Below are 16,185 nucleotides of genomic sequence, written 5' to 3' on the forward strand. Positions count from 1 at the left end.
ACTCCATTTTTAGGGATACTATTATTATACCAAACAGCAGCGCATTCAAAACATTAATTTGTATATTATTAATTGCATTATAAACAACAAAAAATTGGTGATTAAACACCAATTTTTTACAAATTATCATAATGATTAAAACATTCTTTTAAAATAATCTTAGCTGCACCTTCCCCAGTTGCCATCATCAAATCCTTATCATCTATATTGATTTGTGGTAACTGATATAGCATTTGCCCTCTATTATTTTTCATAGACAGCGGCACCGTTTCAGGTAGACCCGTAATTTTTTGGCTTTCTTCATTTAAAATCTGGTCAACCCATTTAGGAGCAACAACAACATCTAAGCTAGCTGGTTGCTGAATAATAGTTGATATCACACGTGATAGGGATACGTAGTTTACAACAACATCGGAATATATTTTAGCAATTTTTTCAGCAGTTAGTGCCCATATTTTTGATGTATAAAACGAATCAAAAGGAGTGACGATTGTAACCACCTTTTTTCGATTCATCGCCCGTTCAAACCCCGCCGTGATAACTTGCTCAACTTCACGTTGTTCATATGTTATTGTGTCTTGTGCGAAATCATCGACCGAAATATTACCATCCACGTGATCATCAGCCCGCTTAGCACTTTGCACAATTACAAAATCTGTATCCCTGACTATTGGATCCTTGAGTGGTGAAGCACCAACATTATTATCAGAAATCTGAACCGCTTTGAAAGCAAGTGTAATATTTAAATATCTTCTCAATGCCACAAGTGATTCTTGTACGCTTAATAAACTATCCGTCCCTACCTCTTGATTCAGTGCGCCAACCAAAATGGCATCATAATTCTTCAATTCACGAAGCGTCTGGTTTGGTAACGTTTCATTAAATGAAAGTGTTGCGTTGACACCAAAAGGAAGTTCCGTCACCTCGAATGCAGTTGAATCATTTATAGCTGACTTAATAATGCCCAAGGCTCTGTCAATGACACTGCTAGATTCTTTATCGCCTTTTAATATTGCTAATTTATACGTCATAATTATTCCTTTATATTCTCATTTTTTCGTTTTTTTGCTCTATAAACATTGCATAATATACACTTTTAGATTAAAATAACTATCAGGAGGACATTATTCATGTCAAAGAAAGTCGTTGCAACTACTAAAGCGCCGAAAGCGCTTGGTCCCTATTCACAAGCTGTTCAAAATAACAACACGTTATATATTTCAGGACAAATCGGAATTAACCCTGAAACAGATGAATTTGCTGGATCTACGACAGCTGAACAAGCACATCAAATTTTTGAAAACATTGATAACATCTTACATGAAGCCGAATTTTCAAGAAATGATATCGTAAAAGCTGGTTTGTTTTTCGATGATATTGCTGATTTTGCTTTAGTTAATAAAATCTACGCAAAATACTTTGAAACCACTTCTATTGAAGAATTTCCAGCACGTTCAGCCGTCCAAGTAGCTGCTTTACCTAAGAACGCTAAACTAGAAATTGAAATTACTGCTATGAAATAAAAACTTGATTTGAAATAAATCAAGTTTTTTTCTTTGCCTAAACAAGCATATTAAACAGTACCGTGTTCTCTTGCAGGTTAATATATTTTGGAAAGAACGCTGCCAAGCGTTCTGTTAGGTCATCAACATTTGTTTCTGCACCTAATAAGACACCAACCATAACAGAACCCATCTCAGAATTTAATTTTTTTGTATACTCAAAGCGAGTAATATCATCATTTGGTCCCAAAACATTATTAACAAACTGGCGTAATGCTCCTGGACGTTGTGGAAATTCAACTAAATAGAATTGCTGACGTCCTTTATACATCAACGCTTTCTGTTCCATTTCTTGCATGCGTCCAATATCATTATTCCCGCCCGAGATAACCAAAACTACATTTTTTCCAACGATATCATCAGCCATAAAATCCAGGCTAGCTATCGGCATTGCCCCCGCTGGCTCAGCAACAATTGCTTCATAAGTATATAAGTCTAAAACCGATTGAGCAACTTTACCTTCCGGAATGCCTAGCAACTTATCTACATGTTGTTGCGCTTGATTGTAGGTAAATTGGCTAACACAAGCAACAGCAGCTCCATCAACAAAATGATCAATATTTTCAACCTTTACCGGTTTTTTTGCCTTAAAAGCAGCTTGCATTGATTGCGCAGTTTGTGGCTCTACACCAACAACTGTTGTTTGTGGTGATATTTTTTTTGAATAAGTTGATAAACCACCAATCAAGCCACCGCCACCAACAGATGCAACTAAATAATCAACCGAAATATTTTGCTCCGCTGCATCTTCAAATATTTCTACCGCGACTGTCCCTTGCCCAGCCATAGTACGTCGATCATCAAAAGGAGCTACAAAAAACATGTTATGTTTTTCAGTATAGTCAAAGGCCGCACTTTGCGCCTCATCAAACGTATCTCCCACTAGAATAACTGTCGCGTATCGGCCTCCAAAACGCTTGACAGCTTCCACTTTTTGATTTGGTGTAGTTACAGGCATAAAAATAGTTGCTTGTATTTTTAAATTATGACAAGTATCAGCTACGCCTTGTGCATGGTTTCCAGCTGATGCAGCGACAACGCCATTATTGAGCTTTTCTTTCTCTGCCTTAATGATATTATAATAAGCCCCTCGTATTTTAAAAGAACGAACGCGTTGCATATCTTCTCTTTTAAGATAAATATTCGCCTTATACTTTTTTGAAAGGTAGTCATCATAGGCCAAAGGAGTATGCGTTACTACTTTTGATAAGACTCGATGTGCTTCTTCTATTTCTTCAGCCGTTAGCTTTGCCACAGTTGTCATATAATTCATCTCCAATTATTAATTCATTTTTATGTACGAAAAGCATCATTTTTTAGACAATGCTTCTCATTTTATTACTTCGCTGCTGAGAATTGTTCAGTATCCGCTGCTGTTGAATACTTGTCAGCATCTGAAATCCATGGCATCATGGCACGAACCTTCTTACCAGTTTGTTCGTACAAACCACTCTTGTACTCTGTACGCATCTTTTCCAAATCCTTCAAACCAGAGTTGTATTCTGCCAACCACTTCTTAGCGTACGTACCATCTTGGATATCTTTCAAAACATCACGCATTCCTTGCTTTGATTCTTCAGTAATGATACGTGGGCCATTCAACATTTCACCATATTCACAAGTGTTTGAGCAATCATGTCTCATCTTTTCGAAACCACCTTCGAAAATCAAATCGACAATCATCTTCATTTCATGTGATGTTTCAAAGTAAGCCAATTCTGGTGAATAGCCAGCTTCAACCAATGTGTTAAATCCAGCTTCAATCAACGGTGTCAAACCACCACAAAGAACAGCTTGTTCACCGAATAAATCTTCAGTTGTTTCTTCTTCAAAGCTTGTTTCCAAAATACCTGCGCGACCTGATCCAATACCCTTAGCATAAGCTTTGGCAACGTCAGCTGTGTCACCAGTAGGATCTTGCTGTACACCATACAAAGAAGGAATACCACCACCTTCAACGAATTGACGACGTTCAATGTTCCCAGGACCCTTAGGCGCAATAATCATGACATTGATGTCAGCATTTGGCTTAATCAAACCATACACAATGTTAAATCCATGAGAAAATCCAAGATATGAACCAGCTTTAATGTTAGGTTCCACTTCTTTTTCCCAAACAGAAGCTTGCAATTCATCTGGTGTTTCCATCATGATAATATCTGCTTGAGCCGTAGCTTCTGCTGCTGAATAAACTTCAAATCCATCTTTTTTAGCGCTATCAAAAGACTTCCCTGGACGCAAGCCCATGATGACATCAAATCCTGAGTCTCGTAAGTTATTTGCTTGAGCATGTCCTTGTGCACCATACCCAATGATAGCTATTTTTTTACCTTCTAATGGTGTTGTATCAATATCCTTGTCATAAAACATCTTTGTAGCCATAGTAAAATCCTCCATGATTTTAAATTCTTTTTGATTAATAATGGCAAAATCCATCATTTACTGCTAATACATCTAATTGTTTTAATAAATTACGTCGAACTGTTGCCGTTTGTTTTTCGTCTTCAGATTCAAAAATAAATGAAATCGTGGAAATTTTTTGATCTTCATCAGGCGTGACCATCAACGACTTAATGTTCAAATTCAAGCGAGTTAGTACACTCGCAAATCTAACTAACAAACCAGGCCTGTTATACACACGTGTTATAAATGTCTTATCCATTAAGCTTCCTCCTCAGTAATCATATCCCGATAAGCTGCGCCAGCGTTAACCATTGGCAAAACTTTTACATCATCTGGAATAATCACTTCAATAAGAATTGACTTATCTGAGTCAAAGGCTTCCTGCAACTCTTCAAACATACTATTTGGATTATCAATCCGAGCATAGTTAATATCATATGCTTGTGCTAGTTGATCAAATCGTGGTTGCGACTTGAAAACTGTATTAGACAATCGACCGTCAAAAAACAATGTTTGCCATTGTCTAACCATGCCCAGCGAATGATTATTAAACATAACAATCTTAATGTTTAAATTATTATCATTCAAAATTGCTAGTTCTTCCGATGTCATTTGGAACCCGCCATCACCGACAAAGAGCACAACTTCTTTTTCTCGTCTAGCAAATTTGGCCCCAATAGCTGCAGGTAGGCCATACCCCATTGTTCCTAAACCACCAGAAGTTATCATTTGGTAGTTATGCTTGAATGGATAAAATTGTGCTGCCCACATCTGATGTTGCCCAACATCTGTTACCACTATCGCATTCCCCTCGGTAACTTCACCAACGGCTTGAATTACTTCTTGAGGCATGATAGCAGTTTTCAACTTATGATAGTGAAAAGTTGATTCGCCTTTAGCGTGCTGGTTCAAATTTTGCCATGCTGATGTATCAGTCATCGTTCTATTCTTCAATTCAGAAAGAATAGCATTTAAAGCATCATCAGCACTGGCGTGAATAGCATAAGTTGTCGACAATACTTTTTCTAACTCTGTTGCATCAATATCAACATGGGCAATTATTGCATTTTTTCCAAAATCGTCTACATTTGTCACAACACGATCATCAAACCTTGAACCAATATTCAAAATAAAATCTGCTTGATCGATTGCTGTGTTAGCTGCAACAGACCCATGCATACCAACCATTCCCAGGAACAGTTGATCATCAGAATCAACAGCACCCAACCCTAATAATGTCGACACAACTGGTATATGATAACGATGCATTAATGTTCGTAATAATTCTTGTGCATTTGATTTCAAAACCCCTGCCCCAGCAATAATAAGTGGCTGACGAGCTTTAGACAAAGCTGCTACTAATTGGCGTACCTTAACAGTATCAACAACAGGTTTAGCATTATCAATTTGGTGGAAGAATGTATTAGCATGATTATTTTCATCATTTTTTGCCAACATAACACTTTTCGGCAAATCAATTAGCACAGGACCCGGTCGACCAGAGACTGCGACCTTAAATGCTTCTTCAACAATTAATGGTAATTCGCTAACTGTTCTAACTTGATAGCTCATCTTAGTTATAGAACTTGTTATAGACAAAATATCTAACTCTTGAAAAGCATCTGAACCAATAGCTGCGGAACCCACTTGACCAGATATAACCACTAATGGAACTGAATCACAAAAGGCATCTGCAATTCCAGTAACTGTATTTGTTGCACCTGGTCCTGAGGTGACTAGCACAACACCTGGTTTCCCCGTGGCCTTTGCATAGCCTTCTGCAGCATGCGAAGCTGCCTGTTCATGACGAACAAGTATATGGTTGATACTCGATTCATATAGCGCATCATATAGTGGTATAACTGCCCCGCCAGGATAACCAAAGAGACTGTCAACACCTGCTTTCTCTAAAGAATCTAGTAGTATCTGAGCACCATTCTTACTTTCGGTTAATACTACATTTTTCATAGCTTACTCCCTTCTTAAAATTATCAGCCACTTTGAAAATTAGTAAAATTAGATTTTGATTAACAAAGCAACAAGTGTATTGTGACAAATCGAATTAGTGATGTCAACTTGATTAATATAAAAAAGACTAAAAAATATCAACACAAAGCTTCATAAACTTTTATATATCAGTGTTTGAAAATATAATATATAACTTTGGAATATTTTAATGTATATAATAACGGAATATTTCAGTCAATTGAGACAGTTAACAATTTATAAAAATGATATTCTAAATGTATTGTTTCATTTTTTTTTAATCTAAAGGAGAATATTTATATGGCAGAAGACGCAGTATTATCAATGGAAAACGTTTCATTTGAAAGAGAAAAAATGATATTACAAAATATCAATTGGACTCTAAAAAAAGGCGAAAATTGGGTATTGATGGGTTTGAACGGTGCCGGTAAAACAACATTATTGTCACTGCTTTATGGTGATTATTGGGCTACTACTGGAAAAATAAACGTTCTCGGAGAAACATTTGGAAAAACTAACGTCCTAGAACTTAAAAAAAGAATTGGCCTAATTTCTACGGCTATTCAATCACAATTCCCAGAACACCATTTAGCGCAATATATTGTTTTAAGTGGAAAGTTCGGTACGATTGGTATTCATAACGATTTTGAACAAAGTGATTTGAACGAAGCAATTAACTTACTAGAAAAATTAGGTGGATCTGAGCTAATCAATAAACAATACCGAGTTTTATCACAAGGTCAACGTCAATTAGTTTTAATTGCAAGAGCTCTCCTGGGTAATCCTGAGTTACTTATACTTGACGAACCCTGCAATGGTCTAGACTTATTTGCTCGTGAATCATTATTAGTACAAATTAATAAACTTGCACAACTACCCAATCATCCAACATTATTATTTGTTTCGCACTACACTGAAGAAATTTTGCCAATTTTTCAACATGTAATGCTGCTCAAAAATGGCAAAATCTTTGCACAGGGAACTCGTAGTGAGATATTGACTGAGTCACTACTTTCAAAATTTTATCCTAAACCAATTAAAATCATACCTATATCAAATCAAAGAATTGCTGTATATCCAGCTAATTTATGAAATTAAAATGTGAACTTGACTTGAAATTATATATATGTTTTAATTAAATGAAATAAACGTACGGAGAAAAAGCTATGAATAAAACCATGTCAGTAACTAATCAACTCATTCTCAGCGTCATCGTCATTATTACTTAATGACAATGAGCTGATATTTATTCTGCTCATTTGTCATTCCAGACTATGAGCAGCTGATATGGTGATTTTTAAAGCCCCTGATTAGCTAGCTAATCAGGGGCTTTTATCATTTATTTATTAAAATGAAATATTTTCTGCAAATTACCTAATTTTTGGAAAAACACAGTTCATCCATAACTTTTTTCGGCTTATTTCACTTGGTCTTATTTGTTGCACAGTTGTTTTTCTTATTTTTCACAATAAAAAACCAACTATTAAAATAATAGTCGGTTTTTACAAAGTAACCTATAGATTACTTAAGTGGTGACCAGTTCCAGTCAGTGAATTCTTCGATATCACGACCTTCATTACGAGTAACTTCGAAATGCTTTGCCAATGTGTCATCCATCTTAGCGATAAATGTATCAGCTGCAGCTTGATCAATCTTACCATTTGCAGATAAGATTTCAGCAGCTTCCTTAGCTTGGTGGAAACGATCCAAGTGTGAGTATACACGCATGTCGTATGTCGTTGTGATGTCACCATCTTCACGATATCCATGAACATATACATCACCAGTGAACTTACGTTCGAAGAAGAATGATTCAATCAAGTCTTCATAAGCATGGAAACCAAAGATAACCGGTGTATCAGCTTGGAAGTACTTGTTAAATTCTTCAGGTGATAATTCACGTTCGTCGTTCATGTTAGGTTCTGACTTCTTTTGCAAACGTAGCAATTCAACAACGTTAACATAACGGAACTTAACTTCTGGGAATGCTTGGTTAATCAACCACAAGGCAGCCAAAGTTTCAATTGTAGGTTCTGTACCAGCAGATGCAAATGTAATATCTACATCACCAGAAGGTGCAGTAGAAGCCCAATCAATGATCTTCAAACCTTCGTTGGCCAATACTTCAGCTTCTTCAACTGTAAACCATTGTTGACGTGGTTGCTTAGAAGCAATCAACAAGTTAACCTTGTGACGTTCTGAGAAGGCACGTTCTTGAACAGCCAACAATGAGTTACCATCAGCTGGCAAGTATTCGCGAATGAAGTTTGACTTCTTTTCAGCCAAGTGAGTCAACATACCTGGATCTTGGTGAGTATATCCATTGTGATCTTGTTGGAAAGCAGTTGAAGTTGCAATCAAGTTCAATGATGGATAGTCATTACGCCATGCTTGTTCTGAAGCGTGACGCAACCACTTGAAGTGTTGTGTAACCATTGTATCGACAACACGAAGGAATGATTCGTATGATGCGAAGATTCCAACACGACCAGTCAAAGTATATCCTTCAAGCCAACCTTCAGCTTGGTGTTCTGACAATTGTGAATCAATAATACGACCCGCAGGACTCAACAATTGGTCTTGGGGTTCTTTGATTTCTTCCATCCATTGACGTGGTGTAACATTGAACAATCCCCACAAACGGTTTGACATTGTTTCATCAGGACCGAAGAAGCGGAAACGAGTTGGGTTCAATTCTGAAACGGCACCCAAGTAATTTGACAATGTCGCCATATCCATGTTGCGCTTGCTATCAGCAAATTCCTTACCACGTGTATCATCATTGATATCGTTGGCGAACTCTCTCCAGTTAGGCAACTTTAAGTCTGAACGATCAGCACCACCATTAGTGATAGGGTTAGCTGACATACGCTTGTCACCCTTTGGAGCAATAGCTTTCAACTCATCTTTCAGAGTTCCATCAGTATTGAACAATTCTTCAGGCTTGTATGAATTCATCCAAGCTTCGAATTCTGGTAATGTTGTCAAATCATTTTGTGCAAGAGGCAATGGTACTTGGTGCGCACGGAATGAATTTTCAATAGGATTGTTACTTGCATCGTGCGTTGGTCCACCCCAGCCCTTAGGCAAGCGAGCAATAATAACTGGCCATGCAGGGATTGTACCATCTTGATACTTACCATTTTCACGAGCATCCTTTTGGATAGCTTGAATGTCTTCAATAGCTTGATCCAAAATGTTTGCTGCTAATTGGTGATAAGTTGCGTAGTCATGAATATCATCATTTTCAATGAAGCGTGGTGAGTAACCCAATCCTTCAAAGAACTTTGTGATTTCTTCATCACTCATACGTGAGAAGATAGTTGGGTTTGAAATCTTGAATCCGTTCAAATCCAAGATAGGCAAAACGGCACCATCATTCTTTGCATTCAAGAACTTGATTGAATGCCATGAAGCCATTGATGGACCTGTTTCGGCTTCACCATCACCAACAACTGCGAAAGCAACTTGGTCAGGATTATCCAAAACGGCACCAAAAGCATGACTCAATGAATAACCTAATTCACCACCTTCGTGTAATGAACCTGGTGTTTGAGCTGTCATGTGTGATCCAATTCCGCCAGGGAATGAGAAACGCTTAAACAAGTGGCTCATGCCCTTGATATCTTGAGTAATTTCAGGATAATCTTCAGTATATGCGCCGTCCAAGTATGCGTTAGTAACCATAACTTGACCACCGTGACCAGGACCACCAATATAAAACATGTTCAAACCATACTTGTTAATCAAACGATTAGCATGTGCATACAAGAAAGTTTGACCTGAGATAGTACCCCAGTGTCCAATTGGCTTGACTTTTACGTCTTCAGCCTCGATAGGTGTATTAGTAACTGAGAACAATGGGTTGCTCTTCAAGAAGATCATCCCCGCTGACAAATAGTTAGTTGCGCGCCACCACTTATCAACAAGTTCCAAGTACTCTTTTGAATCAAAATCTGCCATGAGATTAAGTACTCCTTATTTTTTGCAAGAATAATAAACACCGTAAACCACGAACTTCTTCCGTTATTTACTCCTATAGTATAACCGATTATACTTTTTTCTTCAAGGGAAAAGGTCCAATTGGGTCAGGTTTTTAAAAAATATGGTTGGTTTTTAATTACAATTGGAACGTACCAATTACACGTTGATTTGTTCTCTACATAAAAAACAGATCTTGCACACTAGATCTGTTTTTATTGCGTTTATATATTAATTTTCTATTAATGTAAGTTTATTCGGAATCTAAGCTCACAAAAGCATTATAGCGGAGGTACTTATAATGTAATCGCATCGTCGAAAATTCCAAAGGCGTACCATCATCCATGAAGAAGATTCCTTCCATAATACCGACAGGTTCAGTAGCTTTCAGTTCAAGCAATTCCTGATCCTCCGTATTAGAAGGCTCTGCCATAATCGTCATAAATGACTTTGTAACTGTGCGATGCTTATTTTTTTCAATGTATTCGTAGACTGACCCAGAAACTATACTTCTGTTTAATCCGGGCAATACATTAATGGGTACATAGCCACGTTCAATCATAAATGGCACACCTTCCAAACGACGTAACCGCTTAATTTCATATACAAAATCACCATCATTAAGAAAAAGCGCTTGCTGTTGTTCTGGTGTTGCTGGAATCACTTGGAAATCAAGCAATTCGATACTTGGTGCTTGCCCGTCAACACGAAATGAATCGGACACACCTAGGTTGGATCCTTCATGTTGAAAAATCGCATGATTTTTAAGATATAATGGATTAACAAAAGTACCACTACCACGTTTTTTAAAAATAACGCCCTGTTGAACTAACACATTTAGTGCACGCTTAATTGAAGAACGTGAAACACCATACTGCTCGGCTAATGAACGTTCATCTGGTAATTTTAAGTTTGGAAATTCACCTTGGTAAATTTTCTGTTTTAGATCCGCTTGTACGGTCACATAAATAGCTTCTGACATAATGTTATTTAGTATAACATACATTGGTCTGACCAGTCACTGTATTGGTAGAGCCAATTTGTGATAAAATGGTCTTATGAGTAAAAAGAAAATGAAAAAAACATTACCCGAACAAGTAATGGACAAACACAATGTTAACTATGAACCACTTAACCTTAATATATTAGATAAAACGCCAGACGAGCGCGATGCTATTCTGGAAACGTTTCACGTGAAACATGACGATATCTATAAAACATTGGCAGCACACGGTGACAAGACAGGTCCAATTGTTGCTGTTTTACCAATTACAAAACACTTATCGCTCAAAAAATTAGCGGCAGTGTCCGGCAATAAAAAAGTAGCCATGCTACCTCTCAAGGATTTACAAAAAACTACTGGCTATATTCATGGCGCAAATAATCCTGTGGGTATTTGGCAAAATAAACATTTCCCAATTTATTTTGATCTTACTGCAGCTAACCTGCCTTATATTATTGTTAGTGGTGGCGAGCTTAGTCGTTCGGATAAAGTTAACCCACAAGAAGTTGTCAATTTAATTCATTCTGAGTTTGCGGATTTGCTAGAACATGATTGATTTTTTGTCATTATTAGCACACAATATCGCTTATTTTTTGATTTTACCGGTGCTAGTTGCCTGGTTTATTAGTTTCCTTTCTGGAACGCTGACAAACTGGTTAACAATACATACATCTTACACAACTACCGCTGTTTTAAGTTTCTTTGGTGTTGTAACGCATGAAATTAGTCATCTAATTGTCGCCATGATTTTCAGGCATCATGTTATTGGATTTCGTTTGTGGCAAATTAGCGATGATCGTGTATTAGGATATGTTAACCGAGAGTACAATCCACATAGTTTTTATCAAAGATTAGGTAATACATTTATCAGCGTGGCGCCTGTAGTTGGTATTTCAAGTGTTATTTGGCTCCTCATAGAATTTGTATGGTCGCCTGATTCATATATTAAAAATCTAATTGTTGCAGTGATTATTGGTAGCTTATTACTTGGGTTTAATTTATCAGCCACTGATTGGCGCAACTTTGGGCGCGGCGTTCCACTATATATAATTGTCATTTTAGTCGTCACAATATTACAATATATACTTTAAAATCCTTAGTAGGCCATTCTGACATACTAAGGATTTTTTACTCATTCAATAAATTTCTTTCTGTCTAATACTGGTGCAACTACCTTATGATCAGTTTTAGTCATCGCTTTAATATATTTAATAAACGTATCCGTATCTGTTCCCACTGCTCCAATTATCTTAGTATCTTTAAACGCGTAGAAATTATCGCCTGCTCCATGCAAAAAGTCATTAATTACGACACGATAAGTTTGATTATCAGAAACTAGTTGACCTTTACTATCATGTATCTCTTTAACAACATAGAGCTGATTCTCATTATTATTTTTTTCATAAGTGTAGGTTAACCCAGCTATTTGTAGGTAGTATTGCTGATTCTCATCATATTGTTCATTCAATGCCTGACGAATTTGTTTACCCGTCATTTCAACTACTTGTAACACATTTCCAAATGGTTGAACAGCTAATGCCGCACCCCAAGTAATCGTTTTATTAGATTTTACAACTAAGTCAGACCGCACACCACCGGTATTGGTAAAAGCAAAATCCGGTTTCAAGTTAGCTTTTTGAGCACCGTACAATTGTGCATCAGCGACTAATTCACCTGCTTCATTCTCCATAGTTGAATTATTATGCAATCGTCCAGTGATGGTTTCTGCTTTTCCTGCATAGCCAATAACATTGTTCACTTTACTTTTCACAAGTTTATCAGCTTCATTCACAATTGATGTTACTTTTTTGTCCGCTTTAGTTTCAGCGTCATCTTTTTGTGACAATACTGGATAAACATGTGTCAACACTTTTGTAAATTTACCTGTCTTAGAACTGATATAACTCCAGCTATCATCATATGCTTTTCCTGTATACACAGCTTGTACCACATGCGTGCGACCAACCCGTGCATTTGCATACTGATGAGAATGCGCAGCTATATATAAACCAACATTATTATTAGGATCTATTTTATTGACCTTTTGCAAGATGTCTACTGTAGGACCGCTAGTTGTGTTGTCTTTACTTCGAACACCAGTATGGCCAACTACAACTACAGCTTTAACACCCTTACTGCGTAAAATTTTGTCATACTTTGCAATAGTTTTCGCTTCATCGAGTATTTGATAATCTTTATAGTTTTTATACAGAGTTAAACTTGGTAGCGTGGAAGTCTCTAAACCAATAATACCAACTTTGGCTGTTCTATTATTTTGCTTTACTGTTTTAATCACATAAGGTTTATACCCATAGGGTATTTTATGATCCTTCTTGTTGACAACATTGGCAACTACCATTTTAATTCCTGAGGAACGGTGTGCATAATTTTTAACTAAAGAATCTGCACTACTACTTGGCTTTCCGCCAGTTAATATGCGATTAAATTCTGGCAAACCTTGATCAAATTCGTGATTACCTAACGTGCCAATCTCAAATTTCATAGCTTTTAAAACATGCATTGTTGACTCATGAGCCAACAATGATGAATTAGCTGGTGCGGCACCCACCATGTCGCCTGCTTCAATGCGTAAACTGTTAGTAGATTTCGTTACCTTTTTAAACTGTGATTCTGCTTGATTTAAGTATGATGCCAAACGACCAACAGTTCCCGCATCTTCGTATGTTTTTGTCCCGATTTCCACAGCGCCTGTGGTCTCCAATCCACCATGCAAATCATTAATTCCTAAAAACTGAACAGCAATGTCTCGACTATTACTCTGATCTGTCTTTTGGTAATCAGGTTCAAGACTAGGCTTGCTATAACTGTCAGTATCATTCGTAACTTGAACATCTGCGTAAATTACTGGACCACTTGTTAACATTAACCCACAAAAAACGAACGGTATTAAACCGGATAATAATTTTAATCTCATATCATCTTCTCCCCTATAAGTGGTTTTAGTATATCATTTCACATAATACACGCCCAATTATAATTTGGTTAAAAAGAAACAATTTTTATTAAAACCAGTAAATCGTTCGTAATTTAAAACATAATCGCATTTACTAGTTTCTCTGGGAAGTAGGCATTTTAAGCAAAATAAACATCAAAAAAATACTGTCTAAAATAAATTTACACTCACTATTTTTTAACAAATGATTTATTTAAACAATTACTATTTTGTCCAAAAATTGATAAACGTTATATTTTTAATAAATATTTTTAAATTTTTGAATCAATTGTTCGGATTACAATAAAAAAGCTTCATAAATACTATGAAGCCTTTTCGTATAATTATTACTAATTTAATTTTTCATCACCAACCTGGGCTGATATCCGGCGCGCCAGCATTCATATCATCCCGATATAGCGGTGCCATAGCATTAAACTTGAATGTCGGTTTATTAAACATCAAGGTAGCTGTACCACGAGCGCCAGCTCGGTTTTTTTCAAATATAATTTCAATCGGCACCGCTTCTTGTTCTTCACGCGGGTCCCCGTCACCATCTTCAGAATCGCCACGTGAATAATCATCTCGATACAAAAACGCGACAACATCAGCATCTTGTTCAATCGAACCTGAATCACGTAAGTCTGACAAAACTGGGCGCTTGTCAGTACGTTGCTCCACACCTCGGCTCAATTGTGCAAGTGCAATAATTGGTGTGTTCAACTCTTTAGCCATTTTTTTAATCGCGCGTGAAACTTCAGAAACGGCTTGTTGTCGACTTTCGGAGTTATTGGACTCGATTAGCCCCAAATAATCAATTACGACCATACCGATTGGATGCGGATTTTGAATGCGCTCTTCTTGAGTCATGTCACTTAACAAATCACGTTCCAATTGATGTAGCTTGGCACTAATCTGGTTAATTTTAATACCAGCAGTATCATCCATGTAAATTTTCATTTGCGCAAGTGATTGCATAGCAAGTGTTAACGCTTGCCAATCTTCTTGAGTCATTTGCCCTGTTGTTAAATGATTAGAATCAATTGACCCCTCACCCGCAAGCAATCGGCCAACAATATCTGTCGCACTCATTTCCATTTCAAAAATAACAACAGGCACTTTTTCATTTTTGGCTACATTGCGGGCAATGTTCAACACGAAGGCCGTTTTACCAACGGCTGGTCGAGCACCAAAAACAATCATCTGATCATTTCGAAAGCCATGTGTAATTTTATCCATTTCAGGATATCCTGTTGATAAACCAACAACATCACTATCATTTTTAACAGCTTCGTCCAGATTGGCTTGATATTCCTGCAATACATCTTTGATTTTCCTAAAGTTTTCATCGCCACGATTTTCAGCAATGGTATCAATACTACGTGATAATTGCGCTAATAAATCTTCACTTGGTTCTGCAGCATCATAAGCCAACGACATTGTTCTCGTTAACGTATCAATCATTTTACGTAAAACGGATTTTTCTCGAACAATATTTGCATAATGCTTCAAATTGGCGGATGAAGCCGTTGACTCTGATATTTCTGCCAGATAAGCCATGCCACCAACGTTTTCAAGTTGATGCATACTATTAAGTTTATCTTGCACTGTCAGCATATCAATTGGACGGTTTTCATCCACTAATGCCTGCATGGCTTTAAAAATAGTTTGGTTCGCTAATTTATTGAAATCCTCAGGTACCAAGATTGCACTAGCTTCAACCATCGCATTTTCTGACTTAACAGCAAAAAAGATGGATCCGAGAACTGCGCGTTCAGCATCACCATCTTGCGGCACTTGCCGATATTCATTTGATACCGGATTATCCATATTAACCCTCGCTTACATGAACACGCAATTGCGCTGTCACTTCTCGGTGTAATTTAACTGGTACATCTGTATAACCAAGTGCGTGTATTGGCTGATTGAGTTCCATCTTTCGCTTATCAATTTTGATTTGATATTGTTTTTCTAAGGCAGCCGCAATTTGTTTTGTTGAAACAGCACCAAATAGACGTCCATCTGTTCCTGATTTGCCAGTTAGCTCAACAACCGTCTTTTCGTTAGCGAAAAAATCTGCTAATTTTTTCGCTTCAGCTAGTTCCTCAGCTGCCGCTTTTTCTTCAGCCTTTTGACGCCCCTTAACGGCGCCCAAGTTTTTTCCTGTAGCTGGCTCTGCTTTTTTATTTTTAATTAGAAAATTATTGGCATACCCATCAGGTACTTCTTTAATTTCTCCTTTTTTTCCGCGGCCTTTAACGTCTTCTAAAAATACTACTTTCATTTTTTTAATCCCC

14 protein-coding genes are annotated in these 16,185 nt (G+C 37.1%); 4 read left to right on the forward strand and 10 right to left on the reverse strand.

Translation table 11 applies throughout. From position 1 onward, the window contains the following. Positions 1-116: 116 nt before the first annotated feature. Positions 117-1,031: an isocitrate/isopropylmalate family dehydrogenase gene (locus A6B45_RS09560; RefSeq protein WP_072614352.1), complete on the reverse strand. Its 915-nt coding sequence runs from the start codon at positions 1,029-1,031 to the stop codon at positions 117-119. Positions 1,032-1,130: 99 nt separating this feature from the next. Here A6B45_RS09560 and A6B45_RS09565 point away from each other — a divergent pair, with 99 nt between their 5' ends. Continuing rightward, on the forward strand, positions 1,131-1,523 hold the full coding sequence (locus tag A6B45_RS09565; protein WP_072614353.1) for a RidA family protein: 393 nt from the start codon (positions 1,131-1,133) through the stop codon (positions 1,521-1,523). Between the two features lie 37 nt (positions 1,524-1,560). Here A6B45_RS09565 and ilvA read toward each other — a convergent pair whose 3' ends face one another. The 4 genes from ilvA to ilvB form a co-directional block, all read right to left on the reverse strand. After that, entirely contained in the window at positions 1,561-2,826 is a 1,266-nt protein-coding gene (ilvA, locus tag A6B45_RS09570; protein WP_081371196.1) for a threonine ammonia-lyase IlvA, read from the reverse strand. A 74-nt stretch (positions 2,827-2,900) separates the two neighbouring features. Continuing rightward, on the reverse strand, positions 2,901-3,959 hold the full coding sequence (gene ilvC / locus A6B45_RS09575; protein ID WP_341456130.1) for a ketol-acid reductoisomerase: 1,059 nt from the start codon (positions 3,957-3,959) through the stop codon (positions 2,901-2,903). Positions 3,960-3,978: 19 nt separating this feature from the next. After that, a complete protein-coding gene (locus A6B45_RS09580; protein ID WP_072614355.1) occupies positions 3,979-4,224 on the reverse strand; it encodes an ACT domain-containing protein in 246 nt (81 codons plus the stop codon). Next, positions 4,224-5,933 (reverse strand): biosynthetic-type acetolactate synthase large subunit, encoded by a 1,710-nt coding sequence (gene ilvB, locus A6B45_RS09585; RefSeq protein WP_072614356.1) that lies wholly within the window; start codon positions 5,931-5,933, stop codon positions 4,224-4,226. Before ilvB ends, A6B45_RS09580 begins: the two co-directional genes overlap by 1 nt. Before the next feature lie 318 nt (positions 5,934-6,251). On the opposite strand from ilvB, the gene A6B45_RS09590 reads away from it, so the two are divergent. Then, positions 6,252-7,043, forward strand: coding sequence for an ABC transporter ATP-binding protein (locus A6B45_RS09590; RefSeq protein WP_072614357.1), 792 nt, complete (start codon positions 6,252-6,254; stop codon positions 7,041-7,043). 429 nt (positions 7,044-7,472) lie between these two features. On the opposite strand, the gene A6B45_RS09595 is transcribed toward A6B45_RS09590, so the two are convergent. Both A6B45_RS09595 and A6B45_RS09600 read right to left on the reverse strand, forming a co-directional pair. Continuing rightward, positions 7,473-9,914, reverse strand: a complete 2,442-nt coding sequence (locus A6B45_RS09595) for a phosphoketolase family protein (RefSeq protein ID WP_072614358.1) — start codon at positions 9,912-9,914, stop codon at positions 7,473-7,475. A gap of 271 nt (positions 9,915-10,185) precedes the next feature. After that, positions 10,186-10,914, reverse strand: coding sequence for a GntR family transcriptional regulator (locus tag A6B45_RS09600; protein WP_072614520.1), 729 nt, complete (start codon positions 10,912-10,914; stop codon positions 10,186-10,188). A 76-nt stretch (positions 10,915-10,990) separates the two neighbouring features. Between A6B45_RS09600 and A6B45_RS09605 the strand changes: the two genes are divergently transcribed. Beyond that, positions 10,991-11,491, forward strand: coding sequence for an aminoacyl-tRNA deacylase (locus A6B45_RS09605; RefSeq protein ID WP_072614359.1), 501 nt, complete (start codon positions 10,991-10,993; stop codon positions 11,489-11,491). Continuing rightward, the gene (locus tag A6B45_RS09610; protein ID WP_072614360.1) at positions 11,484-12,026 is read left to right on the forward strand and encodes a hypothetical protein; all 543 of its coding nucleotides are present in this window, start codon (positions 11,484-11,486) and stop codon (positions 12,024-12,026) included. Before A6B45_RS09605 ends, A6B45_RS09610 begins: the two co-directional genes overlap by 8 nt. A 41-nt stretch (positions 12,027-12,067) precedes the next feature. Here the strand turns inward: A6B45_RS09610 and A6B45_RS09615 are convergent, their stop codons facing one another. The 3 genes from A6B45_RS09615 to rplI form a co-directional block, all read right to left on the reverse strand. Continuing rightward, entirely contained in the window at positions 12,068-13,870 is a 1,803-nt protein-coding gene (locus A6B45_RS09615) for a bifunctional metallophosphatase/5'-nucleotidase (RefSeq protein ID WP_072614361.1), read from the reverse strand. A 384-nt stretch (positions 13,871-14,254) separates the two neighbouring features. Next, a complete protein-coding gene (dnaB, locus tag A6B45_RS09620; protein ID WP_072614362.1) occupies positions 14,255-15,718 on the reverse strand; it encodes a replicative DNA helicase in 1,464 nt (487 codons plus the stop codon). A 1-nt stretch (position 15,719) separates the two neighbouring features. After that, the gene (gene rplI / locus A6B45_RS09625) at positions 15,720-16,172 is read right to left on the reverse strand and encodes a 50S ribosomal protein L9 (RefSeq protein ID WP_042251058.1); all 453 of its coding nucleotides are present in this window, start codon (positions 16,170-16,172) and stop codon (positions 15,720-15,722) included. Between the last annotated feature and the right edge of the window lie 13 nt (positions 16,173-16,185).

Source organism: Leuconostoc suionicum, assembly GCF_001891125.1.
In the GTDB taxonomy this organism is placed as follows: domain Bacteria; phylum Bacillota; class Bacilli; order Lactobacillales; family Lactobacillaceae; genus Leuconostoc; species Leuconostoc suionicum.

Bases quoted from the DNA above. Each gene is read 5' to 3' on its own strand.
- A6B45_RS09580 (WP_072614355.1), bottom strand. From the start codon at position 4,224: ATGGATAAGACATTTATAACACGTGTGTATAACAGGCCTGGTTTGTTA.
- A6B45_RS09590 (WP_072614357.1), top strand. From the start codon at position 6,252: ATGGCAGAAGACGCAGTATTATCAATGGAAAACGTTTCATTTGAAAGA.
- A6B45_RS09565 (WP_072614353.1), top strand. From the start codon at position 1,131: ATGTCAAAGAAAGTCGTTGCAACTACTAAAGCGCCGAAAGCGCTTGGT.
- ilvB (WP_072614356.1), bottom strand. From the start codon at position 5,933: ATGAAAAATGTAGTATTAACCGAAAGTAAGAATGGTGCTCAGATACTA.
- A6B45_RS09595 (WP_072614358.1), bottom strand. From the start codon at position 9,914: ATGGCAGATTTTGATTCAAAAGAGTACTTGGAACTTGTTGATAAGTGG.
- A6B45_RS09600 (WP_072614520.1), bottom strand. From the start codon at position 10,914: ATGTCAGAAGCTATTTATGTGACCGTACAAGCGGATCTAAAACAGAAA.
- ilvC (WP_341456130.1), bottom strand. From the start codon at position 3,959: ATGGAGGATTTTACTATGGCTACAAAGATGTTTTATGACAAGGATATT.
- rplI (WP_042251058.1), bottom strand. From the start codon at position 16,172: ATGAAAGTAGTATTTTTAGAAGACGTTAAAGGCCGCGGAAAAAAAGGA.
- A6B45_RS09560 (WP_072614352.1), bottom strand. From the start codon at position 1,031: ATGACGTATAAATTAGCAATATTAAAAGGCGATAAAGAATCTAGCAGT.
- ilvA (WP_081371196.1), bottom strand. From the start codon at position 2,826: ATGACAACTGTGGCAAAGCTAACGGCTGAAGAAATAGAAGAAGCACAT.
- A6B45_RS09605 (WP_072614359.1), top strand. From the start codon at position 10,991: ATGAGTAAAAAGAAAATGAAAAAAACATTACCCGAACAAGTAATGGAC.
- A6B45_RS09615 (WP_072614361.1), bottom strand. From the start codon at position 13,870: ATGAGATTAAAATTATTATCCGGTTTAATACCGTTCGTTTTTTGTGGG.
- A6B45_RS09610 (WP_072614360.1), top strand. From the start codon at position 11,484: ATGATTGATTTTTTGTCATTATTAGCACACAATATCGCTTATTTTTTG.
- dnaB (WP_072614362.1), bottom strand. From the start codon at position 15,718: ATGGATAATCCGGTATCAAATGAATATCGGCAAGTGCCGCAAGATGGT.